Below are 23,739 nucleotides of genomic sequence, written 5' to 3' on the forward strand. Positions count from 1 at the left end.
TACCTCCAGTTAAGTAGGCTGTTTGCGGCCTACGGCCAGATTTACGGAGGCTGTTGTTACCATGGCACAGGCCAACCTTTCTGAAATCCTGTTCAAACCCTCATTCAAACACCCCGAAACCTCGACGCTGGTGCTGCGCGCGCGCAATAAAGTGAGCGCCGATCTGCATTCCGCGCTGGAAGGCGACACCACCGGCAACTGGTACCGCATGCTGAACCCGCTGCTGTGGGCCTGGCGCGGCGTCGATCCGATCGAAATCAACGAGGTGCTGGCGCGCATCGCCGCCTCGGACGCCGAACGCAGCAAGCCGCAGCACCTCGATACCGTGGTGGGTTACCGCAACGGCAACTGGATCTACGAGTGGGTTCACCAGGGCATGCAGTGGCAGCAACGCGCGCTGGAGCAGCAGGACCCGCTGATCGGCGGCCAGTATTGGCTGAAGGCGGTCAACTTCTACAGCATCGCCGGCTACCCGCACCTGAAGGGCGACGAGCTGGCCGAGCAGGCGGAAATGCTGGCCAACCGCGCCTATGAAGAAGCGGCGCTGCTGTTGCCGTATCAGCTGAAAGAGCTGGAGTTCCGCATCGAGGGCGGCGGCAGCGTCACCGGCTTTCTGCACCTGCCGGCCAGGGGCGAAGCGCCGTTCCCGACGGTGCTGATGTGCGGCAGCCTGGACACCCTGCAGACCGACTATCACCGCCTGTTCCGCGAATATCTGGCGCCGCACGGCATCGCCATGCTGACCCTCGACATGCCGTCGATCGGATCCTCCTGCAAATGGAAGCTGACGCAGGACTCCAGCTACCTGCACCAGCAGGTGCTGATTCAGCTGGCTTCGGTGGCCTGGGTGGACCATCAGCGGGTCACCGCCTTCGGCTTCCGCTTCGGCGCCAACGTGGCGGTGCGGCTGGGCTACCTGGAGCCGCAGCGGCTGCGCGGCGTGGCCTGCCTGGGGCCGGTGGTGCATCGCCTGCTGTGCGACGGCGGCATCCAGAAGAACGTGCCGGACATGTATATGGACGTGCTGGCCAGCCGGATGGGGATGGCCAACGCCTCGGACAACGTGCTGAAGGTGGAGCTGAACAGCTACTCGCTGAAAACCCAGGGCCTGCTGGGCCGCCGCTGCCCGACGCCGATGCTTTCCGGCTACTGGGAGCGCGATCCGCTCAGCCCGAAAGAGGAATCGCAACTGATCGCCTCTTCCTCGCTGCGCGGCAAGCTGCTGGCCATTCCGCGCACGCCGGTTTACGACGGTTTCCACAAGGCGTTGCTGCAGATGTCCGGTTGGCTAAAAGATAAAATGCGTTAATTAGTTGCTAAATTTTAACAGTTTGTTAAAAAGAGTGGTCTACATTGAGGAGGTTAGAGAATGACGTTACCGAGTGGTCACCCTAAAAGCCGACTAATGAAACGTTTCGCCAGCTTGGGGCCGTACCTGCGTGAAGGGCAATGTGAAAACGACCGTTTTTTCTTTGATTGTTTAGCCGTCTGCGTCAATGTAAAGCCTGCGCCGGAGAAGCGCGAGTTCTGGGGCTGGTGGATGGAGCTGCAGGCGGACGATGCGCGCTTTACCTATTCCTACCAGTTCGGCCTGTTCGATAAAGAAGGGCAGTGGACGGCGGAAAAGATTAAGGATGCTGAAGTAAAAACCAAGCTGGAAACCACGCTGCGCGATTTCCATCGCCGCCTGGGCGAGCTGCTGGCGACCATGGAACTGGCGCTGGAACCCGCCGCCGATTTCAAAGAAAAACTGATCAAACTCTCCGCCTGACCCCGTTTGACCACAGTATTGTGCTGATTTCGCGTTGTGCCTGTTGGCATAACGCGTCTCTCCTGTTACAAAGTCCTTTGCACTCTCATTCTCATCTACACGGCAGAAATACTATGAACGGCAGCCAGACATTGGTTGTGAAATTGGGCACCAGCGTGTTGACCGGCGGATCGTTGCGCCTGAACCGCGCCCACATTGTCGAACTGGTGCGCCAGTGCGCACAACAGCATGCAGCGGGCCACCGCATCGTTATCGTCACCTCCGGCGCGATTGCCGCCGGCCGCGAGCACCTGGGCTACCCCGAGCTTCCCGCCACCATCGCCTCCAAGCAGCTGCTGGCGGCGGTTGGGCAGAGCCGGTTGATCCAGCTGTGGGAGCAGCTGTTTTCCATTTACGGCATTCACGTCGGGCAGATGCTGCTGACGCGCGCCGATCTGGAAGACCGCGAGCGCTTCCTCAACGCGCGCGACACCATGACGGCATTGCTGGACAACCGCATCGTGCCGGTAATCAATGAGAACGACGCCGTCGCCACCGCGGAAATCAAGGTGGGCGACAATGACAACCTGTCGGCGCTGGCGGCCATTTTGGCCGGCGCCGACAAGCTGCTGCTGCTGACCGACCAGCAGGGGCTGTACACCGCCGATCCGCGCAACAACCCGCAGGCCGAGCTGATCCGTGAAGTGCACGGCATCGACGACGCGCTGCGCGCCATCGCCGGCGACAGCGTTTCCGGCCTGGGCACCGGCGGCATGGGCACCAAGCTGCAGGCGGCCGACGTGGCCTGCCGCGCCGGCATCGACGTGGTGATCGCCGCCGGCAGCAAGCCGGGAGTCGTGGCGGACGTGATTGAAGGCAAGCCGGTGGGTACCCGCTTCCACGCGCTGGAAACCCCGCTGGAAAACCGCAAGCGCTGGATCTTCGGCGCGCCGCCGGCCGGTGAGATCACCGTCGACGACGGCGCGGTGGAGGCGATGATGGCGCGCGGCAGCTCGCTGCTGCCGAAGGGCATCCGCGAAGTGAAGGGCGACTTTTCGCGCGGCGAAGTGATCCGCATCCGCAACCTGGCGGGGCGTGATCTGGCGCACGGCGTCAGCCGTTATAACAGCGACGCGATGCGCATTATCGCCGGGCACCACTCGCAGGAAATCAGCGAGATCCTCGGTTACGAATACGGTCCGGTGGCAGTCCACCGCGACGACATGATTGTCAGTTAAGGAGTGAGCATGCTCGAGCAGATGGGGAAGGCCGCCAAGCAGGCCTCCTGGCAACTGGCGGTGCTGAGCACGGCGAAGAAAAACCAGGTGCTGTCGGTGATGGCCGACATGCTGGAAGCCAACGGCGAAGCTATCCTGCTGGCTAACGAACGGGACATGGCGCAGGCGCGCGCCACCGGCATGAGCGAGGCGCTGCTCGATCGCCTGTTGCTGACCCCGGCGCGGCTGGCGGCGATCGCCAACGACGTGCGCCAGGTGTGCCGCCTGAACGACCCGGTCGGCCACGTATTGGACGGCAGCCTGCTGGACAGCGGGCTGAAGCTGGAACGCCGCCGGGTGCCGCTCGGGGTGATCGGGGTGATTTACGAGGCGCGGCCGAACGTCACCATCGACGTCGCCAGCCTGTGCCTGAAGACCGGCAACGCGGTGATCCTGCGCGGCGGTAAAGAAACCCACCACACCAACCAGGCGACGGTGAAAGTGATCCAGCAGGCGCTGGAACAGTGCGGCCTGCCGGCGGCGGCGGTGCAGGCGATCGACAGCCCGGACCGCGCGCTGGTGAACGAACTGCTGCGGCTGGACCGTTACGTCGACATGCTGATCCCGCGCGGTGGCGCCGGCCTGCACAAGCTGTGCCGCGAACAGTCGACCATTCCGGTGATCACCGGCGGTATCGGCGTTTGCCATACCTACGTGGACGACAGCGTCGATTTCGACAAGGCGCTGACGGTGATCGACAACGCCAAAATACAGCGCCCAAGCGCCTGCAACTCGCTGGAAACGCTGCTGGTGAACCGCAGCATCGCCGCCGAGTTCCTGCCGGCGCTGAGTGCGCGCATGGCGGCGGCGGGCGTGACGCTGCACGCGGCCGAGAACGCCTTGCCGCTGCTGCAAGATGGCCCGGCGACGGTCGTGCCGGTGAACGCGGAAGATTATGATGACGAATGGCTTTCGCTGGATCTGAACGTGCTGCTGGTGGATGACATCGATCAGGCCATCGACCATATCCGCACCCACGGCACCAGCCACTCCGACGCGATCCTCACCCGCTCGCTGGGCAGTGCCGAGCACTTCGTGCGTGCGGTGGACTCCTCGGCGGTGTACGTGAACGCCAGCACCCGCTTCACCGACGGCGGCCAGTTCGGCCTGGGCGCCGAAGTGGCGGTGAGCACCCAGAAGCTGCACGCCCGCGGGCCGATGGGCCTGGACGCGCTGACCACCTACAAGTGGATTGGCTACGGCGATGATCTGGTGCGCAGCTAAGACCGCGTTGCGGTATTGACGATGTCAGGGCGCAGCTTGCTGCGCCCTGATTGTTTCTGAGGGGGGAGCGGTCGGGAATGATCGAGCCGGGCCTTTATCCGTTGAAGGGCAGCGGTGAGCCCGTTCCCTCTATGCCAGCTTTTCGGTTTTGCGCCCAATACGTTCCATAATCGGGCCGGTATCCACATCCAGTAATCGCGCGATCAGCGCAAATTCCACGACATCCAATTTTCGTTCGCCATTTTCGACCTTGGCGATAAAAGATTGCGGACGCCCCAGTTCTTCTGCCAGCTTCGCCTGTGTTATGCCCTTCTCTACGCGAGCATCCCGAAGTGTTTTGATAATCAATTGATATTCTGCCGAATAAACTGAGGTCATGAGGTTTTCCGCGAGTGATATCCCAAAATCGAATATCTGCGATTGCCGCAATTATCCCAAAACGGGATAATTGCGGGGAGAGGTAGCCAGGAGGATTAAGCATGATGGATAAACACGATTGGCACCCGGCGGACGTTATCGCCGCTTTAAAGAAGGAGGGCACGACGTTGGCGGCAGTTTCCAGAGAGGCGGGGCTGGCATCTTCAACCTTGGCTAACGCTCTGGTTCGACGTTGGCCGAGAGGGGAGCGGTTGATCGCCGAAGCGCTGGAGCTGCCGCCATCGGAAATATGGCCTTCCCGCTATGCTGATGCGATGCGTGGCGAATGATGGGAGCTGCATGTGCCGCACTTGATGACTGTGCGGCACGATTTTCAATTAACCATTGCCGGCAAAACAATCAAGCGACCCGGTGACTATTGACTCACTTCGCGCGCAGGTCTAAGTTGTTCAACGCACATCGCCGCGCCCCGCCGGCCGGCTTATGCCGATATAGCTCAGTTGGTAGAGCAGCGCATTCGTAATGCGAAGGTCGTAGGTTCGACTCCTATTATCGGCACCATCTTTCTTCATGAAACCATCAAGTTAAATTTTCAGTGTTTGGCCTTGTTCAGCACTGAGGTGCGTCTTTGCGCGCTGTGGGTGTAGCAAAATTGTGGCGGAGCAGATTTGGCAGCGATGCATCGGCATGTTCAACATCTCACTACAGCGCCATTTCTGACGAGTTGCTTCCAGCTGATAAGGAATGTGGTTTCATAAAGGCGGGTGAAGAGCGCTTAAAGTTGCTTGGGAGCAGGGCGGAGTCTGCTATGTGCCAAAAACGGACATTTTGACAGCCTGGAAGTCCTTATCTGAACCAAAAGAATTAATGTCGTTGGGATGGTTTACTTTACAATGCCAGTTTTAAACAGCCTAAAAAACAGGTGATCACGTGCATACCAACATGATTGAATACCTTAATATTTTCATACAGGTTGTTGAACAGGGTAGCTTCACAAAAGCCGCCGATGTACTTCAGATCCATCGCCCCACCGTGAGCAAAGCGATACAACAGATAGAGAACGATCTGGGTGTAAAACTCATTCATCGCACAACCCGAAAGCTGAGCGTTACTGCCGAAGGGGATGAGTTCTATCATCATGCCAGGCATGTTCTGGCCGAAGTTAATGACATGATGGCCAGTTTTTCACCGACTCTTCCACCGCGAGGACGTCTGAGGCTTGATGTGCCCCTGGCGCTGGCGCATGCCATATTGATCCCTAATCTCCAGCATTTTCAGGCGCTGTACCCAGGTATTGAAGTCGTGCTGGTTTCATCGGATAAAAAAACTGATTTGATTACGGAAGGCGTAGATTGCCTTGTCCGCCTGGGCGCGCTCCAGGATTCAAGTTTTATATCCAAACGTCTTGGCGACATCAGGATGGTTACCTGCGCAGCCCCGTCCTACCTGCAGCGGCATGATCGGCCGGAAACACTTGCGGATCTGGATAAGCATCGGGCAATTAACTTTTTTAGCGACCACAGTCGTGACGTCATGGAATGGAAGTTTATCGAAGACGGGAGCATTGTTTCGCTGCGTCCTGCGAGCAGCCTGCTGGTTGATAATTCCGATATTCTGCTTTCCTGTGGCTTGGCTGGTTTGGGCATTATCCAGGCTACCTTAGATGCCGTTGCTCCCCATATTGCTTCCGGTGCACTTGAAGAGATTCTGCCGCAATACCCATCGGTGTCAAAGCCGGTGTCAGTGATGTATCCGGACAGACGCTACCTTTCTCCAAAAGTGCGTGTCTTTATCGACTGGTTCAGCGATGTTCTGGCCACGCAGCTCCGCTGAAGCAGACGGATTGTTAATGGATAATTAATACTGAAGTTCCCTGTCGGCTATTTCTGGTGCGTTTATAACAACGTAGATTGTTCACAAATGATTCGGGCATCCCTTCGGCATTATTCTGAAGGTGCGCCATTAACCAACGAGAGCTGAATATGTCTAAAATTGTTACCTTTAACCGCACCGGCGGTCCGGAAGTGCTGAAAGTTGTTGATATACAGGTGCCCGCGCCGGCAGCGGGTGAAGTGCAGATTCGCGTACATGCGATTGGTCTCAACCGTGCAGAAATCATGTACCGCAATGGTCAGTATGTTATCGAGCCGGAATTTCCGGCACGTCTTGGTTATGAAGCCGCTGGCGTTGTACAGGCCGTCGGTGAGAATGTTGAAGAGTTTGCCAGGGGAGATCGGGTAAGCGTGATCCCTTCATTTATGTTTAATGAATACGGCATGTACGGCGAACTGGTCAACGCACCGGTGCACGCTGTCGTGAAGCATCCTGAAAATCTTTCCTTCGAGGAAGCAGCCGCAAGCTGGATGATGTATGTCACCGCTTATGGTGCGCTGGTTGAATATGGCAACCTTCAGGCTGGTCAGAATGTCGTGATCCGCGCAGCATCAAGCAGCGTGGGCCTGGCTGCCATACAGATAGCTAACATGCTGGGTGCAAAACCCATTGCGCTTACGCGTACTGCTGAAAAAAGCGAAATGCTCCTGAAAGCCGGTGCAGCCGTCGTCATTGCTACAGCGGAGCAGGATATGGTTGCCGAAATCACTCGTGCAACGGATGGTGCGGGAGCCCATATTGTTTTTGATCCCGTCGGCGGCCCGGACGTGGCAAAACTGACTCAGGTGATGGCACCGCAGGGCATGCTCTTTCAGTATGGCGCGCTCGACAGCCGCGACATGCTTGTGCCTGTATTTGATATTCTCGGTAAGCATCTCACTCTGCGTGGATATGAGCTGTTTGAAATCACGACGGACTCTGAAAAAATGGCGCGCGCAAAATCCTTCGTCAGCGAAGGTTTACGAGTCGGCAAACTGAAGCCGGTCATCGATAAAACGTTCCCGCTCGACGAGATTGCGGACGCCCAGCGCTATATGGAGGCCAATGGCCAGGTAGGCAAAATAGTTGTGGTCGTAGAGTAATTCTTACCGCAGTATTTTATTAATGCTTTTGCTATAGCCTGGAAAATATCCGGGCTTTTTTATCATCCTTAGTTTCTAACCGATAACTCTGGAACTGACATCCAACGTATTGACTTCGATATTCTCCTCTTCAAATTAACGTCCGCTCTTCGCTCGAAGCAGCCCTAATGTCACGCAGGTTGTTCAGCAATAAAAATCAGTTTTCTTAATTTTCTTAATTTTGTTAATTAATTGAAAGCTAACTAATCACTGGTAGTGGGTAGTTTTACTTGTTTTCTGGATCGTGTGAATGTCAATGAAGTAAATTGAGAATAACTTAAAGGAAATCTATGCTTGCCTGTGGCAACTTTGCTAAAGTCATAGATTGATTTTCAGTAGGAGACTCTTGAGGACAGAGATGGGACGCAGATCGGGATTTGAAGGTTTTATTCGTGCGACAGCTAGAGCGGTAGCAGCAGCAGAGCGTGAGCGGAAGAGGTCAGAAAGAAATCATTTTGCTGAGGTTCGGCGTTTAGAACGTGAGGTTGAAAGAGAAAACGCTCAAATATTACGCGTACATAAGGCGGCTGAAAAAGCAGCTAAAGTCGCGTACTTAGAAGGGCGACAGGATGAGGTATCCGACCTGAACGCTGAACTGGAAGAGGTTATCATTTCCCTTTCAACCCTACTTGAACATACACTTGATTTTGATGATTCGATAGATTTCACCGCTTTAAAAAAGGTGCCTCAGTTCGAAGATTTCAAAACGCCTAAGCACTTATTACCTGAGGCAGAGCCTGAGCTGAAAATTGTGAGTGTTCCTCCTGCATGGAAAATGATTTTTCCGTGGGTGCAGAGAAAGTATCAACGAGAATTACAAATTTCAGAAGATACTTTTTCTAGGAAAAAAGAAGAATATCTGCGAAGGGCCTCCAACCAGAAGATTGAGTTAGATTCGTTGGTTGAGGAATATCAAAAGCATAGAACAGCCTATTTCGAAGAAGTTGAAAGGCAGCATGAGGAAGTTAATCAGTTTGAACTAGATTATTTGGAATGTGTTCCTGACAGCGTACAGGCTTATTGTGGAATGGTTTTGACACGCTCTGAATATCCAGAGGTTGGGTTTCCTCAATCATTTAGACTCGCATACTTACCTGAAAATAAAGAATTGGTAGTTGAATATAGCTTGCCAGAGATATCTATTGTCCCAAGTCAGCTTGAGTATAAGTATGTTAAGACAAGAGATGCCATCGAGGCAAAGCCTAGAAAGGCTAACGAAATCAAAGAACTTTATCAGAATATAATTGCAGCAATTACACTTCGAACTTTGCATGAGCTGTTCGAAGCAGATAAGGCCTCAGCTTTAACATCTGTTCTTTTTAACGGTGTTATCGAGACCGTTGATCCGACCAGTGGCCATGATATCGTCGTTACGTTGGTTTCAGCTCGAGCGCATAAAGATGATTTTATGCAAATCAAACTTGAACGAGTTGAAAAAGTTGCATGTCTCCGAAGTCTGGGGGCTCAAGTTTCAGGACGACCTGATGAACTCCAGGCAGTCAAGCCCATTCTTGAGTTTGATATGGTTGATAAACGCTTCATTGATCAAGGTGATGCTCTTTCTGGACTTGAAACTCGCCCAAACCTTATGGAGCTTTCTCCATCTGAGTTCGAAGTATTGGTTTCAAACCTGTTTACGCAAATGGGATTAGATACGAAACTTACCAGGGGCACAAAAGACGGTGGTGTTGATGCGGTTGCATTTGATACACGTCCAATTCTAGGCGGTAAAGTTGTCATTCAAGCCAAAAGATATAAAGACACGGTCGGTGTCAGCTCCGTCAGAGATCTGTACGGTACAATGATGAACGAGGGCGCGAACAAAGGTATTTTGGTCTGTACCAGTCAGTACGGCAAAGACGCTTATCGATTTTGTGAGGATAAACCCATAGAACTCATTGATGGCGGAGGTCTTCTTTATCTCTTAAAGGAGCACGCCGGCGTATCTGCCCGTATTAATCCAAATTTTTAAGTAATTTTAAGGATGCCATTGAAGATAGCACTTTCGTTATGTTCATTGCTTTATCTGAGCTGTGGCACATCGATTAGCATAAAGAGTTGTTAGTAGCCGATGTACCTTAACTATAAGCGGACTGGTAAGTCCGCCTCCCTCTCCAATCAAAAAAATATTCCAGCAGCAAGATAAGTCACCTAGCGAGTCGCCGTGAGCCTGTCCAGGAAGCTGAGCACCGCCTGATTGAAAAGCGCGGGCCGCTGCAAGGGGGCGAAATGGCTCACGCCGGGCAAGATGGTCAGGGTTGCGCCGGGAATGTTTGAGGCGAGATAAACCGCATGGTCGCGTTTAATGAACTCATCCTGTTCTCCCAGCACAATGTCGACCGGCACGGCGATGGCTCTCAGGTCGTCTGCCGAATAGTTGGGCTGGGTCCGCATCATCTCGGTGACTGCCGCGACAAAATCCTCGAAGCCGTCAGGCGTGGCCGAGAGCGCCGCATAGTCCTGCCGGTGCCGGGCAAAGCAGCGATCTATCCTGGGGGCCGGCTGCATTTCTCTGGCGCCGGTGGGGTCCATGTTGCAGGCAAAGAAAAACACCCCGGCCGTTCGGCTGGGCTGCGTGGCGGCAAGGGTAAGGGCCGTGCAGGCGCCGTCGCTCCATCCTACGAAATAGCCTTGTTCCAGAGCCAACCTGTCCATCACCGCCAGCGCGTCGCCGGCCATCAGCTCATAAGAATAGGGCCGGCGATCGCGCGAGCTGCGGCCATGGCCGCGGCTGTCGATCAGCACCGCGCGGTAGCCGGCGTTGACGAGCGCCGGCACCTGATAGCCCCAATTGCCGGAGTGGCCCAATCCGCCGTGCAGCAGGAAAACCGGCGGGCCGTCACCGCAGGTGGCATACCAGATACGCGCCCCCTCATGCTCCAGCCGGCCTGCAACTGCGGCCGGGGGAAGGGGCGGCGCCCCGGTAGCCTGAAACAGGTTGAGATCGGTGTCTTCTATCGGCATAACCCTGCTCCCGCAGTCTACTGCAAACAACATCGGGTTTGTTTCCCCGCAATCAAAGGGTTGCCGCGCCCACCCGCAGCGCGCTTGCTTGTTATTATAGAAAAGGCGCGGCAACTTTTGCCGTATCGGTTTATGGCGGCTTAATCTCTGCCTGCAAGGGACTAATCCAGAGAGCGTGGCCCGCCAGCCTCTGATAGACTCTTGCAGATCCAAGCCTCGTGGCGATCGGGGCCTGCAACCTGGCGCAGCCTCAAAAATTGCAGGTATAATCCCACCAATTATTCAACGGATTCAGAAGCGAAGATGACAAAACTCACCTTACAAGAGCAGATGCTAAAAGCGGGTTTAGTGACCAGCAAAAAAATGGCCAAGGTCCAAAGAACGGCTAAAAAATCGCGCGTTCAGGCGCGCGAGGCCAGAGAGGCGGTGGAAGAAAATAAAAAAGCCCAGCTCGAGCGTGATAAGCAGCTAAACGAGCAGCAAAAACAAGCAGCGTTATCCAAAGAATATAAAGCGCAGGTGAAGCAGCTGATTGAAATGAACAGAATCGACATTTCAAAAGGCGATATCGGTTTTAACTTCACCGACAACAATTTAATTAAAAAAATCGTTGTGGATAAGCCGACGCAGGCCCAGCTGATCAGCGGCCGCCTGGCGATTGCCCGTTTGGTGGCGGATAACAGCGGCGAGAGCCAATATGCCATCATCCCGGCGAGCGTCGCCGATAAAATTGCGCAGCGGGATGCGGACAGTATCGTATTAAACAGCGCGCTGAGCCAGGAAGAGCAGGATGAAGACGATCCTTATGCCGACTTTAAAGTGCCCGATGATTTGATGTGGTAACCCATACCCCGGTCGGCTTTGGCTCTCAGAACGGGCTGGCATGCTGGGCTTTGACCCACTCTTCGCTGATGGGGTGAACAAAATGCAGCTCGCTGGCGTGCAGCATCAGCCGCGGGGTGCGCTCGGTGCCTGGCGGCAGGCGGCCGCCATACAGGTCACAGCCCCAAATCGGGTGGCCCAACTGCTGGCAATGGATGCGCAGTTGATGCGTGCGCCCGGTTTCCGGGGTTAGCCGCACCCGCGTCAATGGCAGCAATCTCCCCTCCGCCGGCTCATGGTAAAAGCGTTCGACCACCCGATAGCGGGAGCGCGCGGGCTTGCCGCGCAGGGCGCAAATCGACATCAGCGGAAACAGCGCCGGGTCTTTGGCGATCGCGGCGTCTATCACCCCTTCGTTGTCGGCCAAGTGCCCGCACAGCAGCGCGCTGTACACCTTGGTCACCGTGCGTTGACTGAACTGCCGGCAAAGGGCGGCATTGATAGCCTTATTGCGGGCGATCACCATCAGGCCGGAGGTGCCGAAATCCAGGCGGTGCACCAGGGTGCAGCCGGGGAATATCTGCACCAGCCGGTGATGCACCGAATCCAGATTTTGCGGATTTTTCCCCGAAAGGCTAAGCAGCCCGGCGGGTTTATTGATAAGCGCCAGGTGCGCGTCCTGATAGAGGATTTCTATCTGGTCATGGCACGGCGGGGCGATAAAGCTATCGAAAATCGTAGACATCGGGCTGCCGGGTGAAGAGCGGGAGCGGATAATAACCAATTTTCGGCCGGCTGACGAATCCGCCGTTTAGCGAGCCCGGCGGCCCCTGCCAGGCTCGAACATTCGCAGCGCATCCACAACCAGCGAAAATGCCGGTGAAGGCTGCTTGCGGCTGGGGTAATACAGGTAATAGCCGGGGAAAGGGCGGCACCAGGGCTCCAGCACGCGGATCAACCGTCCTTCGGCGATATGCGCGCCAAATTCCTCTTCGGGCAAGAAGGCGATACCCAGCCCCGCCAGTGCCGCATCGACAATATGTTCCGAAGTGTTAAAGGTGAGCTGGCCGCCGACGCGCACTTTCAGGTCGCCGTCATCCTGATCAAAGTCCCACACGTATAGCCCGCCAGATTTGATCATCCGCTGATTGATGCACAGATGTTGCGTCAACTCTTGCGGCGTTTGGGGCAGGGGATAACGCGCAAAATAGTCCGGCGAGGCGACCGCCGCCATGCGCAGTCTGGGGCCGATAGGCACGGCGATCATGTCTTTATCGATGGTGTCGCCGAGCCGCACTCCGGCATCAAAGCGGTCCGCCACAATATCTCTGAAACCATGATTGGCATCGAACTCGATGCGGATATCCGGATATTCGCGCAGCAGCGGCGTCAGCTTCGGCAGCAGCGTGGTGCGCAACACGTTCGGGCCGCAGGTGATGCGCACGGTGCCGGCAGGCTTGTCGCGCAATTCGGTCAGCATATCCAGCTCGGTTTCAATTTCGTCGATGCGGTTGCCGATGGCCTGCAGCAAGCGCTCTCCGGCCGCGGTGGGGGAAACGCTGCGGGTGGTGCGGGTCAGCAGGCGGATCTGCATGCGTTCCTCCAGCCCGGAAATCGCCTGGCTGAGCGCCGGCTGGGTTACGCCCAACTGCGCGGCAGCGCGGGTAAAGCTGCCCTCGCGCGCCACCGTAACGAAATAGAGCAGGTCGTTCAAATTGCGTCTCATCGGATTGGCCCTGTTGATTAATAACCTGAGCTTATAAGCTCATTAAGCATTCATTAGCTAGTCACCCTACGCCCTGCGTGTAGAATTTCAAGCAAGAGATCGTTACCCCGCAGCGAATACACGCCGCCTCTCTTTATTCTCACCACATTCTTTTTGACGTTATTCCCATCCCTAGCGTCCGGCCCCGGCTTGCCTGAAATTGCCGGGCCACTATTTGGAGGTCGTATTTATGTCCACGCTGTCGAGCGAGGTATCCCGCCGGGAACGCGCCTACTGGAGCGGCGTATTCGCCATGACGCTGTGCGTGTTTGTCCTGATTGCGTCGGAGTTTATGCCCGTGAGCCTGCTGACGCCGATATCAGGGGATTTGGGCGTCAGCGAAGGGCTGGCAGGGCAGGGGATCGCCATCTCCGGCGCGTTGGCGGTGCTGACCAGCCTGTCGATCTCAACGCTTGCCGGCAATCTCGATCGCAAAGTCTTGCTGTTGGGTATGACGGCGCTGATGGCGTTTTCCGGCGCCGTTATCGCACTGGCGCCAAGCTACCTCATCTATATGGCCGGCCGCGCCCTGATCGGCGTGGCCATTGGCGGTTTCTGGTCGCTGTCTGCGGCGACCGCCATTCGTTTGGTGCCGCAGCCTCAGGTTCCGCGTGCGCTGGCCATTTTTAACGGCGGCAACGCGCTGGCCGCCGTTGTCGCCGCGCCGCTCGGCAGTTATCTGGGGGCGCTTATCGGCTGGCGCGGTGCCTTCTTCTGCCTGGTTCCCGTGGCGCTGTTCGCCTTTGTCTGGCAGTGGTTCAGCCTGCCGAAGATGAAGGCGGCTACAGGCGCGCAACCCGGCGGCGCGGTTTTTCGCCTGTTGGCGGATCCGTTGGTGGCGGTTGGCCTGGCGGCCTGCGGGCTGTTCTTTATGGGGCAATTTGCTCTGTTTACCTACGTTCGCCCCTTTCTGGAAACGGTGACGCGGGTAGATATCCCGGCGTTGTCTTTCATTCTGCTGACCATCGGGGTGACGGGATTTATCGGCACTCTGCTGATCGGCGCGTTTCTGCAGGCGGGTTTTTACCCCACGCTTATCGCCATCCCTTTGCTGATGGCCGCCATTGCCGGGGGGCTGATGGCTTTCGGCCACAGCGTATGGATTGTCGCGCCGCTGTTCGGTTTCTGGGGGCTTATCGCCACCGCAGCGCCGACGGGGTGGTGGACCTGGCTCGCCAGAACCTTGCCGAACGACGCCGAAGCGGGCGGCGGCCTGATGGTCGCGGTCGTGCAGCTGTCCATCGCGCTGGGGTCCACCCTCGGCGGCCTGGCCTTTGATCACCGCGGTTATCAAAGCACATTCACCCTGAGCGCCATGTTACTGGCGATGGCTGCCGCCCTGACGCTCTGGACGTCGCGCAAAGATCGTTAACCCACTGAGGAAGCTTTAATGAGAACCTTCACCTTGCTGTTTGGGCTGTTAATCAGCGCATTTGCCGCCACAGGCGCCGATATGTCCAACGGCGCGAATAATTTCTATAAAAGCGACAAGGTCAGCCGGCAAAAAGTCAGCTTTAAAAATCAATACCGGATGAATGTCGCCGGCAACCTGTTTATGCCGAAAGGCATGAGCCACAACGCCCGGCTGCCGGCCATCATCGTCGGCCACCCGATGGGGGCGGTAAAGGAGCAGAGCTCAAACCTGTATGCGCAAAAACTGGCGGAGCAGGGATTCGTCACGCTGGCGATCGATCTGTCTTTCTGGGGCGAAAGCGCAGGCAAGCCCGGCCATCTGATTTCTCCGGAAATTTATGCGGATGACTTCAGCGCCGCGGTCGATTATCTGAGCACCCGGCCCTACGTCTCGCCGGAAAACATTGGCGTCTTGGGGATCTGCGGCAGCGGGAGCTTCGTCATCAGCGCGGCGAAAATTGATCCGCGCATGAAGGCTATCGCCACGGTCAGCATGTATGACATGGGGGCGGCTTTCCGTAATGGCCTGCAGCATTCCGTTACGCCAGAGCAGCGCAAAGCCTTTATTGAATCGGCGGCGAAGCAACGGCTGGCCGAGTTTAAGGGCGAAGAAACAGCTTATATTCCCGGCACCCTTAACAAACTTGATGATTCAACGCCTGCGATTCAGCGTGAGTTCTTCGATTTCTATCGCACCCCGCGCGGCGCTTATACCCCGCCGGGCGAGAAGGCCGAGCTGACGACAAAACCGATGTTGAGCAGTATCGGCAAGTTTATGAACTTCTACCCGTTTAATGACATCGAGACCATCTCACCGCGCCCCATGCTGTTTATTGCCGGCGAGCGGGCGCACTCGAAAGAGTTTAGTGAAGATGCCTACAAACGTGCGGGGCAGCCGAAAGAGCTGTACATCGTTCCGCGGGCCGGCCATGTGGATCTCTACGATCGCGTCGATCTGATCCCTTTCGATAAGCTGAGCTCGTTCTTTAAAGCCAACCTGCGGTAATGCCGAAAAGCCGCGCCCGATCTCGGGTGCGGCTTTGCCTGGCCGGCGGCTAGCCCCCGCCAGCCTGTTGCCGGTTAAACAGCCGTTTACTTATCTGCTGCTATCATTAACCTGATTTGGCGTTGCGAGCGCGGGCGTTTGCCGTTGCTTCGCAAGCCCGTGTTGCCGCGCCGCGATCTGCGGCGCGGCATTTGGTCATGCCGGTGGTTCGGTGATAGCTAAGGAGAAGTGAGAAATGAGCAGAAAAGACAAGCTCGCTGCGGCCCTGTTGGCCATATTTTTAGGTGGCCTGGGCATTCACAAGTTTTATTTGGGAATGAAATGGTGGGGGCTGTTCTATCTGATCTTCTGTTGGACAGGGATCCCGTCTATTGTCGGCTTTATTGAAGGCATCTACTATCTCTTCCAGTCGGAAGACAAGTTCAACCAGAAATACAATCCCGGGTTGATTTAAGTTTCTCCGCGGCGGCGCCCCTTTATCGGCAGGGGGCGCCAGCGCATCTTCGGCTCGGCCCTGTCTCGGTTATTAACGGGGCTCTGGCGGCCATGCGACCCCGAGGGAAATCAGCTCGTCGCGCACTTTTTCACACTGCTGACGGTAATCAGTTCCCCCTTTGATTTGCTCTATTCAGCGCTTTTTCATCAGCGGCAGCATGCGCACCAGCGCATTGTCCTTAACGATATAATGATGGAACAGCGCGGCGGCGGCGTGCAGGCCAATCAGCCAATAGCCGAATGACGCCAGCGTCTTGTGCCAGCCGATAATCATCCGCGCCTGCGGCCGATCCGCCACGTCGGCAAAGGGCATCGGCAGGCCGAACAGAAACCACTCTTTGCCGCCCAGGTAGCGCGAATACACGCCCAGCACCGGCAGCGTCAGCAACAGCAGGTAGATGAGGGTATGCACCAGATGCGCCATGCCGGTCTGCCATTTCGGCGGTTTGGGGGTGATGGCGGGGGAGGCGTGGCGCCAGCGCAGCAGCAGGCGGGCAATCATCAAGGCGAACACCGTTACTCCGCAGCTGAAATGGGTGACGACCAGCACGTACCACAGCGGGGTGCCGGGTTCGGCAAAGCCGCGCAGCTCAATGGTGGTGCAGGTGATGACCAACAGGATCGCGACCAGCCAGTGCAGACGGATCTGCATCGGCATATAAGTGTTCTGCACCGGGTTACCTTTTGAGGTTAAATCGCATGTCTGCCGATGGTAACCAAATGTTACGGCCGAGGAAAGCGCCGGCGCATGGGTATCGGTGATATCGATAGCGTTGCCGCCCCCGCCGGCGACGGGGGCGAAGCAGGCCGCTAGTTCAGCTTGGCCTTGGCGAAATCGCTGCCGTTCACGTCAACCACGTAGCCGCTGAGGTTGCCGCGGGTGGCGTAGAACACCTTGCCGGTCGCCAGCGGCAGCCAGGGCACCTGTTTGGCGAAGATCGTCTGCGCCTGCCGGTAAAGCTTGGCGCGTTCTTCGGGCTTGCTGACCTGGATCGCCTGCTGGATCAGCCGATCGTAGCCCTGGTCGCACCAGCGCGCGACGTTGGCGCCGCTTTGCACGCCGGCGCAGCCGAGCAGGGTGGCGAAGTTGTCGGGGTCGCCGTTATCCGACACCCAGCCGTACAGTGCGCTCTGCTGCTCGCCTTTGCGCAGCCCGGCCAGATACTGGCCCCATTCCCAGGTGACAATCTTGGCCTTCACGCCCACCTTGGCCCAATCGCTCTGGATCATCTCGGCGATGCGCCGCGAGTTGGGGTTGTAAGGGCGCTGCACCGGCATTGACCAGATGTCGGTCTCAAAGCCTTGTTCCAGCCCGGCCTGCTTCAGCAGCTCGCGCGCCTTTTGCGGATCGTAGGCGTATTCCGGCAGCTTCTCGTTGTAGCCCAGCATGCCCGGCGGCAGCACCGAATAGGCCGGGGTGCCGCTGTCTTTGAATACCGCGGCGACGATCGCCTTTTTATCCACCGCATAGCTCAGCGCCTGGCGCACCAGCAGGTTATCGAACGGCTTTTTCTGGGTGTTGAACGCCAGATAGCCGACGTTAAGGCCGGTAATGTTATGCAACTGCAGGTTTTTATCGGCCTTGATGGCGTCAAACTGCTCCGGCAGCGGGGCCGGGATAATCTGGCATTCGTTGGTTTTCAGCTTGGCCAGCCGGGTTTGCGGGTCCGGGGTGATGGAGAAGATCAGGTGTTTGCTGGCCACCTCGCCCTGCCAGTAGTGCGGGTTGGCCACATAGCGGATCAGCGAGTCCTGCTTGTATTGCTGCAGGGCGAACGGACCGGTGCCGATCGGCCAGTTGTCGACGTATTCCGGCGTGCCTTTTTTCAGCATCGCGTCGGCGTACTCCGCGGACAGGATCGAGGCGAAATCCATGCTCCAGTCGGCCAGAAAGGCGGCGTTGGGCTGGCTCAGGGTAAAGCGCACGTGGTTGTCGTCCACCGCTTCCACCTTGGTGATCAGCTTGTCCAGCCCCATGTCGGTGAAGTACTCGTAGTTGCCGCCGGACACCTTGTGATACGGATGATTGGCGTCCTTCTGGCGCATCACGGTGAACACCACGTCCTCGGCGTTGAAGTCGCGCGTCGGGGTGAAGTATTTGTTGCTGTTGAATTTTACGCCCTTGCGCAGCGTAAAGGTGTAGGTTTTGCCGTCCGGGCTGATGGCCCACTCGGTGGCCAGCGAAGGCGCCGGGGTTTTATCGCTTTCGCGCAGCGTCACCAGGCGGTTGTACAGCACCTGTGAGGTAGCGATAAAGGTCGGCCCGGAGGTGGAAAGCTGCGGGTTGAATGATTCCGGCGACGCCACGGTGCAGTACACCAGGGAATCGGCGGCGGCCAGCGCGCTGCCGGCGCTCAGCAGGCCGGCGCTCGCTAGCAGCAAACCGGCGGTAGGGTGTTTTAATGGCATCAAGACGGGATTCTCTCTGGTTGGTTAGGGCCGTGAGGCGAACTGAGTTAACTATAGATAATGGATGGCGGGACGTGAACCTGTTCATTCTGTGCGGCGCCACCGTCGGCGCCATTGATCGTGGTTGCGGCGCAGATCTACACTGCGGGCACTTGCCCCATGTCCAAGGATTTGTCATGACTTATTTTCGTCCCGTCGCGCTCGAACACGCCAGCCGCCTGCTCAATCATGGTCCGACGGTGCTGATCACCAGCCGCAGCCGCGATGGCGCCAGGCGCAACCTAATGGCGGCGGCCTGGTCGATGCCGGTGGAATTCAGCCCGCCGCGCATCGCCATCGTGGTCGACAAGGGGGCGCATTCCCGGCTGATGATCGAAGAAAGCGGGGCGTTCGGCATCTGCGTGCCGGCGGCGATGTTTATCGACACCACCTATGCGGTCGGCAGCGTTTCCGGGGCGGAGGAGGACAAGTTTTCCCGCTTCAGCATCACCGCAGTCCCCAGCGCCACCTTGAATGTACCGCTGATCGAGCAAGGGTGCGTGGCCTGGCTGGAGTGCCGGCTGCTGCCGGAGAGCGGGGCGCAGGAAAAATACGACACCTGCTTTGGCGAGGTGCTGAGTGCGGCGGCGGATGAGCGGGTGTTCCAGAATGGCCGGTGGAATTTCGCCGACGCCAATGCGAGCCTGCACACCATTCATCATTTGGGCGCCGGCAATTTTATTCGCAGCGGCGACACCCTGCGGGCCAAAGCGCCGTAAGCGCGGCCGCTCGGCAGGGCGCAGCCGTAGCGGCAATTATTTATGGCGCTCGGGGTGGGTTTCCACCGGGCGTTTTGCCGGCCTGTGGCCGGCTTTATGGTCTAAGTGCTTCAAGCCCCGTACTGGGTATGCGCGTTGCAAATGCCTGGTTATTATTGCTGCTTGATGCCTGCTTTAATTTTAATTAGCTTCTTGATGTACTCGTTGTTTTTATCTCCTTTCGATATTTCCGCGGAAATCAAGGAGAGGAAACTGTCATTAAAATCATCTTTGGTTAATGGGTTCGCCCCGTTAGCCAATAAAACCTTAATGTGATCTGTGCTGCTATTATACAATGCATTTATTAATGGGGTTCTATTCATTGCACCTTTGATATTGACGTCTGCTTTATAGGCTATCAACGCTTTTAATGTTTCGGTGTTAACTGATTGAAAACTTTTGAAAATTATTGGTTGATTGTTTATTCTGTCTCTTGCGTCAGGAGAAAGTCCCCCATCCAGCATGGCCTGTATCCAGACGCCTTTGTCAGCTTTTATAACAAATTCAGCAGGGCTACTTCTTCCTTCCTGCCTTGGCTGTAATGGATCGGCCCCCGCCTTTACCAGGTCGGTGATAATCTGAAGCCTTTCCGGCGTATTCTTGTCATAGATGGCATTATTTATCGCCCAGAACAACAGGGTAATTTCTGCCTTGGCCGGGCGATTTAACACATCGTTGTTTGCTGATGGCAGCATCCTGTCCAACTGCTTTTTGTCACCATCATAAATGGCTTTGGCCATTTCCAGCTGTTGGCCCTCAAAATAATCTTGCGGCTGTAGATCCATACCTTGTTCGCATCCCTGCATGATGAGCGTAGACAGCACCATAGTAATAATGAGAATGAGCTTTTTCATATTCTCCCCTTGATTGTGGCGATATCATCGTCTTTTTCATCTTCAATGCATCTTATCGCCTGATCTATACCGTGCTTGTCCAGCAATGAGCCGGTTCCGCCCGAAAGCGTGTGTTTTATTCCCGCAGCGTCGGGCGCCAGCATGGATAGCTGCTCTTTAGCGACTACGGCGGGCGGGTAGAAGTTGACATCTTTGGCATCTTCCCACCAATCAACTTCCTGCAGTTTAGTCAGCAGCTCTCCTTTCACGCGATAGGCTTGGATATTGTCCGTACTTCCTATTATCGAGCCACCATATTTTTCCACCGTCCCCGCATTCAGCCCCGCGGCATTAAACGTCCATGCCGGTTTGCCGCTGGCGATAGAGGCCGCAGAGGCCATGCCTCCTCCTAGAGAATGTCCGGAGATATCAACATCACCCTTAACAGCTTTACCGATATCGACTGCTTTTTTGTAATACCCCGAGTTAAAACCTGCACCCTGAGCGCCATTATTTGCCCAGTCATCGAGATTGTTAACGCCTGACAGGTCACCTTTTAATAAGGCTTTTTGGGCCGCGCTCCTTATTCCTTCCGGGAACTCCGGTGCCCGGGATCCTCTGAATACCACCGTCGGATTCATCGCTTTGCCAAAGATATTTTCGTCTGGTTGATAGACCCGAGCTAAAAAGCCTGGCGTATTCTCATCGTCATAAAGCATATCTTTGCTTAAGCCCAGTTTGCTCAACGCCCCATCATTATTACTGATATCTTTCCAGCCTTCTGGTATGTCTGGAGAGCGCTCTAGCGGATTGGTGGTCTGGTAAATATTCCCAGCCAGCTTCGCCTTCTCGACCGCCACGTTATTTTCTGCCAATCGTTGTGCCGCCATGCGCGCATCCGGGTAAATACTGCGGTTGCCCCGCCCTATCAGGTACTGGCGCTCTTGCCAACGTTCCGCCTTGGTCATCGGGCGGATGGCTTTCGCCGTGGCGGCGACGGCTGCTGCTGCCGTGGCTATTGCCTGCTGTAGTGGCGTGTTCCGGGTCGTATTCTGGCCCGCCGGCAGAACGGTCGGTTTTGCTCGGTAGCCATAGCGTCTGACCATGTCTTCGTAACGGGCTATCACGCGCTCGGTGGGATAGAGGGCCGGAAGCTGGCTGCCCGGGTAGCGTTGTAACCGGCCTTCCGTATTGACGTAAAATGCATTTTTCGTCGGCGACCAGGCCCCGAGCCTTTCATCGATTGCCAGCAATCTACCGCAATTGATATCATCGAGCACCTGGCGTTTCATGGCCGCGTCCTCACGATAATCGGTTATGCCAATACCGGACTGGGTATTGCGGGTGATGTGATGTCGGCTGCATATCGACATACCGGCCGCGCCGCCGAACAGGTAGTTGCGTTCCAACGCGTAACGAGCTTCCGCGGGGCCAAGTATCCAGGGAAAACTCTCCGGCGCTGTGTGTTCAAAGGTGAGGTAGGTCAGTTTCATATCGAACCTGACCGCAGGCTGATTTTGATTGCCGCTACAGCCTGAAACGTACCGATAACATAGTGGCGAAGAGAGCCAGGTTGGCCGCCATTCCTTGCCTCATCGAGATTTAGCGAACGATAAATCATCGGGTGTCCTTATCTTCCATGTCACTGCAATACACCAAAGGGTGCGAGTGCCCATAAAATTATCACAATTCAATAAGGTGCTATATACCGATTATCAACATCCCCCGCGTCACGGCGGTGCCTCGATGAGCGTGATCCTGCTTGGCGGCCCGGGACGGCGGCAGGGCGCAGCCGTAGCGGCAATTATTTATGGCGCTCGGGGTGGGTCTCCACCGGGCGTTTTGCCGGGCTCTTTTTAGGCGGGCGCGGCTTTTTATTGTGATGCGGTTTTTTCCGCACCTCTTGCTGCAAGCGCGGTTTATCGTGATGATCATTCACCGGCGGCGCGGAAAAAGCCTGTGCGCTGTTTAACGCCAGGACGGCGGTGATAATAAGCATTAATTTTTTCATTATTATATCCTGTGGGTTGGCTGCCAGGGGCGGAATAAAATGAACAATAAAGCCCCGATGAAAGGGCTTGTTATTTAGCGTGGGCCGTTGAAGTGATGGCCCGGGCCGCCGCGCCCGCCACCGCCACCGCCGCCACCCGGCGGTGGGAATAAGCAACCGGACAGCATGGCGCCAATGCACAGCGCGCTGACTAACATCAGAATACGACGCATAATATAACCTTAATAATAAAATCGAGGTGGACAGTATCGTCCGCGGAGCGTCGGGTTGACAATAATGGGAATAGTATGGAAACCGCAAAGATTACGTAAGTAAGAATATTCTATATCGCCATATTGCCGGCTAATTCACCGCTCTTTTCATTTTTAAGCTATTTTTCTGCATCGTAGCGCTCACGGGCGGCATCCAACTCGGGAAAGTGGTGCTCGGCCCATTTATCCAGCGCCACCAGCGTATCTACCAGCGAATGAGCGACGGCGGTCAGGCGATATTCGACGTGCGCCGCCTTTCGCTCGCTGAAGTCCAGCCGTTCAATCAGGCCGCTGCGCTCCAGCTGCCGCAGCGTCTGCGTCAGCACCTTTTGCGAGATGCCCTCTATACGCCTCAGCAACTCGCCGTTGCGCATCGGGCGCGCGGCCAGCGCCGGCAAGATCAGCATGACCCACTTGCCGGAAATCAACGCCAACGCATCGCGCGCAGAACACTTGCTGGAATACACGTCGCCGGGGAACGCCATAGGGTGGTTACCTCAAGGTGCGTAATTGAAAGCGGCTGCGGAAAACCCCAGCATAACAGCACACCCCCATTTTTGGAGAGGCATCATGAACGTTCTGATTGTACTGGCTCATCCCGAAAAGCAGTCCTTCAATGCGCACCTGGCGGCCCAGGCGCGGCAGGTTTATCGGGCGCAGGGGCACCGGGTGACGACGATCGATCTCTATCAGGAAGACTTCGACCCGCGTGAAGCGGCGGGCAACTACGCCAACAGAAAGGACCGGGACAGGTTCGATCCGATGCAGGAGCAGCGCCACCACTGGGATAACCGGGCCTTGCCGGCCGAGGTTCAGCGCCATATCGCGTTGTTGCGGCAGGCCGATCGGCTGATCCTGCAGTTCCCGTTTTGGTGGTTCGGCGCGCCGGCCATCATTAAGGGCTGGATGGATCGGGTGTTCGTTTACGGCGGGTTGTACGACAGCCGGCATCGGCATGAAAATGGCGTGATGCGCGGCAAACGGGCGCTGCTGACCGTTACCGCCGGCGCCGCCGAGCAAGCCTGCGCACCCGACGGGCGAGATGGCGATATGCGGCTGATGCTGTGGCCGATCATGCACGCTTTGCATTATATCGGCTTCGGCATCCTCGAGCCTTTTCTGGTTTACGGGGTGCGCGGCGGGCTGGCCGCCGGGGAGCGGCAGGCGCAAGACCGCCGGCTGGCGCAGGTGGTGCGAGACTATCGGGCAAGACTGGCCGAGGAACGCAGCTGGCCGGAGGTGCCGTTCAACCGCAACGAGGATTTTACCGCCGAGCTGGCGCTGCGGCCCGGCGCACCGGAATACAGCCCGTTTGTCCGCCACCGGTAAC

24 protein-coding genes and 1 tRNA gene are annotated in these 23,739 nt (G+C 56.6%); 15 read left to right on the forward strand and 10 right to left on the reverse strand.

The features are described 5' to 3' along the window. Positions 1 to 61 precede the first annotated feature (61 nt). The 4 genes from frsA to proA all read left to right on the forward strand — a co-directional run bounded on the left by frsA (position 62) and on the right by proA (position 4,251). Entirely contained in the window at positions 62 to 1,309 is a 1,248-nt protein-coding gene (frsA, locus tag CKW09_RS04965) for an esterase FrsA (RefSeq protein WP_095095913.1), read from the forward strand. A gap of 60 nt (positions 1,310 to 1,369) precedes the next feature. Further along, entirely contained in the window at positions 1,370 to 1,771 is a 402-nt protein-coding gene (gene crl, locus CKW09_RS04970) for a sigma factor-binding protein Crl (protein WP_061796132.1), read from the forward strand. 113 nt (positions 1,772 to 1,884) lie between these two features. Then, a complete protein-coding gene (gene proB, locus CKW09_RS04975) occupies positions 1,885 to 2,988 on the forward strand; it encodes a glutamate 5-kinase (protein WP_061796133.1) in 1,104 nt (367 codons plus the stop codon). 9 nt (positions 2,989 to 2,997) lie between these two features. Continuing rightward, positions 2,998 to 4,251 carry a glutamate-5-semialdehyde dehydrogenase gene (proA, locus tag CKW09_RS04980; RefSeq protein WP_061796135.1) on the forward strand — a complete coding sequence of 418 codons (1,254 nt, stop codon included), beginning with the start codon at positions 2,998 to 3,000 and terminating at the stop codon, positions 4,249 to 4,251. A 129-nt stretch (positions 4,252 to 4,380) separates the two neighbouring features. On the opposite strand, the gene CKW09_RS04985 is transcribed toward proA, so the two are convergent. Further along, positions 4,381 to 4,629: a helix-turn-helix domain-containing protein gene (locus CKW09_RS04985; RefSeq protein WP_095100017.1), complete on the reverse strand. Its 249-nt coding sequence runs from the start codon at positions 4,627 to 4,629 to the stop codon at positions 4,381 to 4,383. Positions 4,630 to 4,733: 104 nt separating this feature from the next. Here CKW09_RS04985 and CKW09_RS04990 point away from each other — a divergent pair, with 104 nt between their 5' ends. The 5 genes from CKW09_RS04990 to CKW09_RS05010 all read left to right on the forward strand — a co-directional run bounded on the left by CKW09_RS04990 (position 4,734) and on the right by CKW09_RS05010 (position 9,615). Next, complete coding sequence (locus tag CKW09_RS04990) at positions 4,734 to 4,958, forward strand: helix-turn-helix domain-containing protein (protein WP_061796381.1); 225 nt, start codon at positions 4,734 to 4,736, stop codon at positions 4,956 to 4,958. A gap of 156 nt (positions 4,959 to 5,114) precedes the next feature. Beyond that, positions 5,115 to 5,190: transfer RNA gene (locus CKW09_RS04995), tRNA-Thr, on the forward strand. A 381-nt stretch (positions 5,191 to 5,571) separates the two neighbouring features. Further along, positions 5,572 to 6,462: a LysR family transcriptional regulator gene (locus CKW09_RS05000; protein ID WP_061797467.1), complete on the forward strand. Its 891-nt coding sequence runs from the start codon at positions 5,572 to 5,574 to the stop codon at positions 6,460 to 6,462. Positions 6,463 to 6,611: 149 nt separating this feature from the next. Next, positions 6,612 to 7,604, forward strand: a complete 993-nt coding sequence (locus CKW09_RS05005; protein ID WP_095095919.1) for a zinc-dependent alcohol dehydrogenase family protein — start codon at positions 6,612 to 6,614, stop codon at positions 7,602 to 7,604. 397 nt (positions 7,605 to 8,001) lie between these two features. After that, positions 8,002 to 9,615 carry a restriction endonuclease gene (locus CKW09_RS05010; protein ID WP_095095922.1) on the forward strand — a complete coding sequence of 538 codons (1,614 nt, stop codon included), beginning with the start codon at positions 8,002 to 8,004 and terminating at the stop codon, positions 9,613 to 9,615. A 179-nt stretch (positions 9,616 to 9,794) separates the two neighbouring features. Here CKW09_RS05010 and CKW09_RS05015 read toward each other — a convergent pair whose 3' ends face one another. Then, on the reverse strand, positions 9,795 to 10,607 hold the full coding sequence (locus CKW09_RS05015; protein ID WP_095095924.1) for an alpha/beta fold hydrolase: 813 nt from the start codon (positions 10,605 to 10,607) through the stop codon (positions 9,795 to 9,797). A 303-nt stretch (positions 10,608 to 10,910) separates the two neighbouring features. Between CKW09_RS05015 and CKW09_RS05020 the strand changes: the two genes are divergently transcribed. Next, complete coding sequence (locus CKW09_RS05020) at positions 10,911 to 11,450, forward strand: DUF2058 domain-containing protein (RefSeq protein ID WP_095095927.1); 540 nt, start codon at positions 10,911 to 10,913, stop codon at positions 11,448 to 11,450. 25 nt (positions 11,451 to 11,475) lie between these two features. Here the strand turns inward: CKW09_RS05020 and CKW09_RS05025 are convergent, their stop codons facing one another. Both CKW09_RS05025 and CKW09_RS05030 read right to left on the reverse strand, forming a co-directional pair. Next, a complete protein-coding gene (locus CKW09_RS05025; RefSeq protein WP_061796142.1) occupies positions 11,476 to 12,174 on the reverse strand; it encodes an RluA family pseudouridine synthase in 699 nt (232 codons plus the stop codon). A gap of 66 nt (positions 12,175 to 12,240) precedes the next feature. Further along, positions 12,241 to 13,155, reverse strand: coding sequence for a LysR family transcriptional regulator (locus CKW09_RS05030; protein WP_095095930.1), 915 nt, complete (start codon positions 13,153 to 13,155; stop codon positions 12,241 to 12,243). A gap of 229 nt (positions 13,156 to 13,384) precedes the next feature. Here CKW09_RS05030 and CKW09_RS05035 point away from each other — a divergent pair, with 229 nt between their 5' ends. The 3 genes from CKW09_RS05035 (at position 13,385) to CKW09_RS05045 (ending at position 16,067) form a co-directional block, all read left to right on the forward strand. Further along, on the forward strand, positions 13,385 to 14,566 hold the full coding sequence (locus CKW09_RS05035; RefSeq protein WP_095095933.1) for an MFS transporter: 1,182 nt from the start codon (positions 13,385 to 13,387) through the stop codon (positions 14,564 to 14,566). An 18-nt stretch (positions 14,567 to 14,584) separates the two neighbouring features. Further along, on the forward strand, positions 14,585 to 15,613 hold the full coding sequence (locus CKW09_RS05040; protein ID WP_061796146.1) for an alpha/beta hydrolase: 1,029 nt from the start codon (positions 14,585 to 14,587) through the stop codon (positions 15,611 to 15,613). A 235-nt stretch (positions 15,614 to 15,848) separates the two neighbouring features. Next, positions 15,849 to 16,067: a TM2 domain-containing protein gene (locus CKW09_RS05045; protein ID WP_061796147.1), complete on the forward strand. Its 219-nt coding sequence runs from the start codon at positions 15,849 to 15,851 to the stop codon at positions 16,065 to 16,067. A gap of 174 nt (positions 16,068 to 16,241) precedes the next feature. Here CKW09_RS05045 and cybB read toward each other — a convergent pair whose 3' ends face one another. Together cybB and CKW09_RS05055 are read right to left on the reverse strand one after the other, a co-directional pair. Next, entirely contained in the window at positions 16,242 to 16,766 is a 525-nt protein-coding gene (gene cybB / locus CKW09_RS05050; protein WP_095095936.1) for a cytochrome b561, read from the reverse strand. 152 nt (positions 16,767 to 16,918) lie between these two features. Beyond that, a complete protein-coding gene (locus CKW09_RS05055; RefSeq protein WP_095095939.1) occupies positions 16,919 to 18,517 on the reverse strand; it encodes an ABC transporter substrate-binding protein in 1,599 nt (532 codons plus the stop codon). A 176-nt stretch (positions 18,518 to 18,693) separates the two neighbouring features. On the opposite strand from CKW09_RS05055, the gene CKW09_RS05060 reads away from it, so the two are divergent. After that, on the forward strand, positions 18,694 to 19,275 hold the full coding sequence (locus tag CKW09_RS05060; RefSeq protein ID WP_061796151.1) for a flavin reductase family protein: 582 nt from the start codon (positions 18,694 to 18,696) through the stop codon (positions 19,273 to 19,275). 152 nt (positions 19,276 to 19,427) lie between these two features. Here the strand turns inward: CKW09_RS05060 and CKW09_RS05065 are convergent, their stop codons facing one another. The 4 genes from CKW09_RS05065 to CKW09_RS05080 all read right to left on the reverse strand — a co-directional run bounded on the left by CKW09_RS05065 (position 19,428) and on the right by CKW09_RS05080 (position 22,894). Further along, positions 19,428 to 20,168, reverse strand: a complete 741-nt coding sequence (locus tag CKW09_RS05065) for an ankyrin repeat domain-containing protein (protein WP_061796152.1) — start codon at positions 20,166 to 20,168, stop codon at positions 19,428 to 19,430. After that, positions 20,165 to 21,640 carry a phospholipase gene (locus tag CKW09_RS05070; RefSeq protein ID WP_095095942.1) on the reverse strand — a complete coding sequence of 492 codons (1,476 nt, stop codon included), beginning with the start codon at positions 21,638 to 21,640 and terminating at the stop codon, positions 20,165 to 20,167. Before CKW09_RS05070 ends, CKW09_RS05065 begins: the two co-directional genes overlap by 4 nt. 311 nt (positions 21,641 to 21,951) lie before the next feature. Then, entirely contained in the window at positions 21,952 to 22,158 is a 207-nt protein-coding gene (locus CKW09_RS05075; RefSeq protein ID WP_061796155.1) for a hypothetical protein, read from the reverse strand. A 370-nt stretch (positions 22,159 to 22,528) separates the two neighbouring features. Next, positions 22,529 to 22,894 carry a winged helix-turn-helix transcriptional regulator gene (locus CKW09_RS05080; protein WP_095095944.1) on the reverse strand — a complete coding sequence of 122 codons (366 nt, stop codon included), beginning with the start codon at positions 22,892 to 22,894 and terminating at the stop codon, positions 22,529 to 22,531. An 85-nt stretch (positions 22,895 to 22,979) separates the two neighbouring features. On the opposite strand from CKW09_RS05080, the gene CKW09_RS05085 reads away from it, so the two are divergent. Beyond that, complete coding sequence (locus tag CKW09_RS05085; RefSeq protein WP_095095947.1) at positions 22,980 to 23,738, forward strand: NAD(P)H-dependent oxidoreductase; 759 nt, start codon at positions 22,980 to 22,982, stop codon at positions 23,736 to 23,738. Position 23,739: the final 1 nt, after the last annotated feature.

Origin of the sequence: Serratia ficaria (assembly GCF_900187015.1) — a bacterium.
Lineage (GTDB): Bacteria > Pseudomonadota > Gammaproteobacteria > Enterobacterales > Enterobacteriaceae > Serratia > Serratia ficaria.

Bases quoted from the DNA above. Each gene is read 5' to 3' on its own strand.
- CKW09_RS05035 (WP_095095933.1), top strand. From the start codon at position 13,385: ATGTCCACGCTGTCGAGCGAGGTATCCCGCCGGGAACGCGCCTACTGG.
- CKW09_RS04985 (WP_095100017.1), bottom strand. From the start codon at position 4,629: ATGACCTCAGTTTATTCGGCAGAATATCAATTGATTATCAAAACACTT.
- CKW09_RS05070 (WP_095095942.1), bottom strand. From the start codon at position 21,640: ATGAAACTGACCTACCTCACCTTTGAACACACAGCGCCGGAGAGTTTT.
- CKW09_RS05080 (WP_095095944.1), bottom strand. From the start codon at position 22,894: ATGGCGTTCCCCGGCGACGTGTATTCCAGCAAGTGTTCTGCGCGCGAT.
- crl (WP_061796132.1), top strand. From the start codon at position 1,370: ATGACGTTACCGAGTGGTCACCCTAAAAGCCGACTAATGAAACGTTTC.
- CKW09_RS05010 (WP_095095922.1), top strand. From the start codon at position 8,002: ATGGGACGCAGATCGGGATTTGAAGGTTTTATTCGTGCGACAGCTAGA.
- CKW09_RS04990 (WP_061796381.1), top strand. From the start codon at position 4,734: ATGGATAAACACGATTGGCACCCGGCGGACGTTATCGCCGCTTTAAAG.
- CKW09_RS05085 (WP_095095947.1), top strand. From the start codon at position 22,980: ATGAACGTTCTGATTGTACTGGCTCATCCCGAAAAGCAGTCCTTCAAT.
- CKW09_RS05045 (WP_061796147.1), top strand. From the start codon at position 15,849: ATGAGCAGAAAAGACAAGCTCGCTGCGGCCCTGTTGGCCATATTTTTA.
- CKW09_RS05000 (WP_061797467.1), top strand. From the start codon at position 5,572: ATGATTGAATACCTTAATATTTTCATACAGGTTGTTGAACAGGGTAGC.
- CKW09_RS05065 (WP_061796152.1), bottom strand. From the start codon at position 20,168: ATGAAAAAGCTCATTCTCATTATTACTATGGTGCTGTCTACGCTCATC.
- cybB (WP_095095936.1), bottom strand. From the start codon at position 16,766: ATGCCGATGCAGATCCGTCTGCACTGGCTGGTCGCGATCCTGTTGGTC.
- frsA (WP_095095913.1), top strand. From the start codon at position 62: ATGGCACAGGCCAACCTTTCTGAAATCCTGTTCAAACCCTCATTCAAA.
- CKW09_RS05075 (WP_061796155.1), bottom strand. From the start codon at position 22,158: ATGAAAAAATTAATGCTTATTATCACCGCCGTCCTGGCGTTAAACAGC.
- proA (WP_061796135.1), top strand. From the start codon at position 2,998: ATGCTCGAGCAGATGGGGAAGGCCGCCAAGCAGGCCTCCTGGCAACTG.
- proB (WP_061796133.1), top strand. From the start codon at position 1,885: ATGAACGGCAGCCAGACATTGGTTGTGAAATTGGGCACCAGCGTGTTG.
- CKW09_RS05030 (WP_095095930.1), bottom strand. From the start codon at position 13,155: ATGAGACGCAATTTGAACGACCTGCTCTATTTCGTTACGGTGGCGCGC.
- CKW09_RS05060 (WP_061796151.1), top strand. From the start codon at position 18,694: ATGACTTATTTTCGTCCCGTCGCGCTCGAACACGCCAGCCGCCTGCTC.
- CKW09_RS05020 (WP_095095927.1), top strand. From the start codon at position 10,911: ATGACAAAACTCACCTTACAAGAGCAGATGCTAAAAGCGGGTTTAGTG.
- CKW09_RS05025 (WP_061796142.1), bottom strand. From the start codon at position 12,174: ATGTCTACGATTTTCGATAGCTTTATCGCCCCGCCGTGCCATGACCAG.
- CKW09_RS05015 (WP_095095924.1), bottom strand. From the start codon at position 10,607: ATGCCGATAGAAGACACCGATCTCAACCTGTTTCAGGCTACCGGGGCG.
- CKW09_RS05055 (WP_095095939.1), bottom strand. From the start codon at position 18,517: ATGCCATTAAAACACCCTACCGCCGGTTTGCTGCTAGCGAGCGCCGGC.
- CKW09_RS05005 (WP_095095919.1), top strand. From the start codon at position 6,612: ATGTCTAAAATTGTTACCTTTAACCGCACCGGCGGTCCGGAAGTGCTG.
- CKW09_RS05040 (WP_061796146.1), top strand. From the start codon at position 14,585: ATGAGAACCTTCACCTTGCTGTTTGGGCTGTTAATCAGCGCATTTGCC.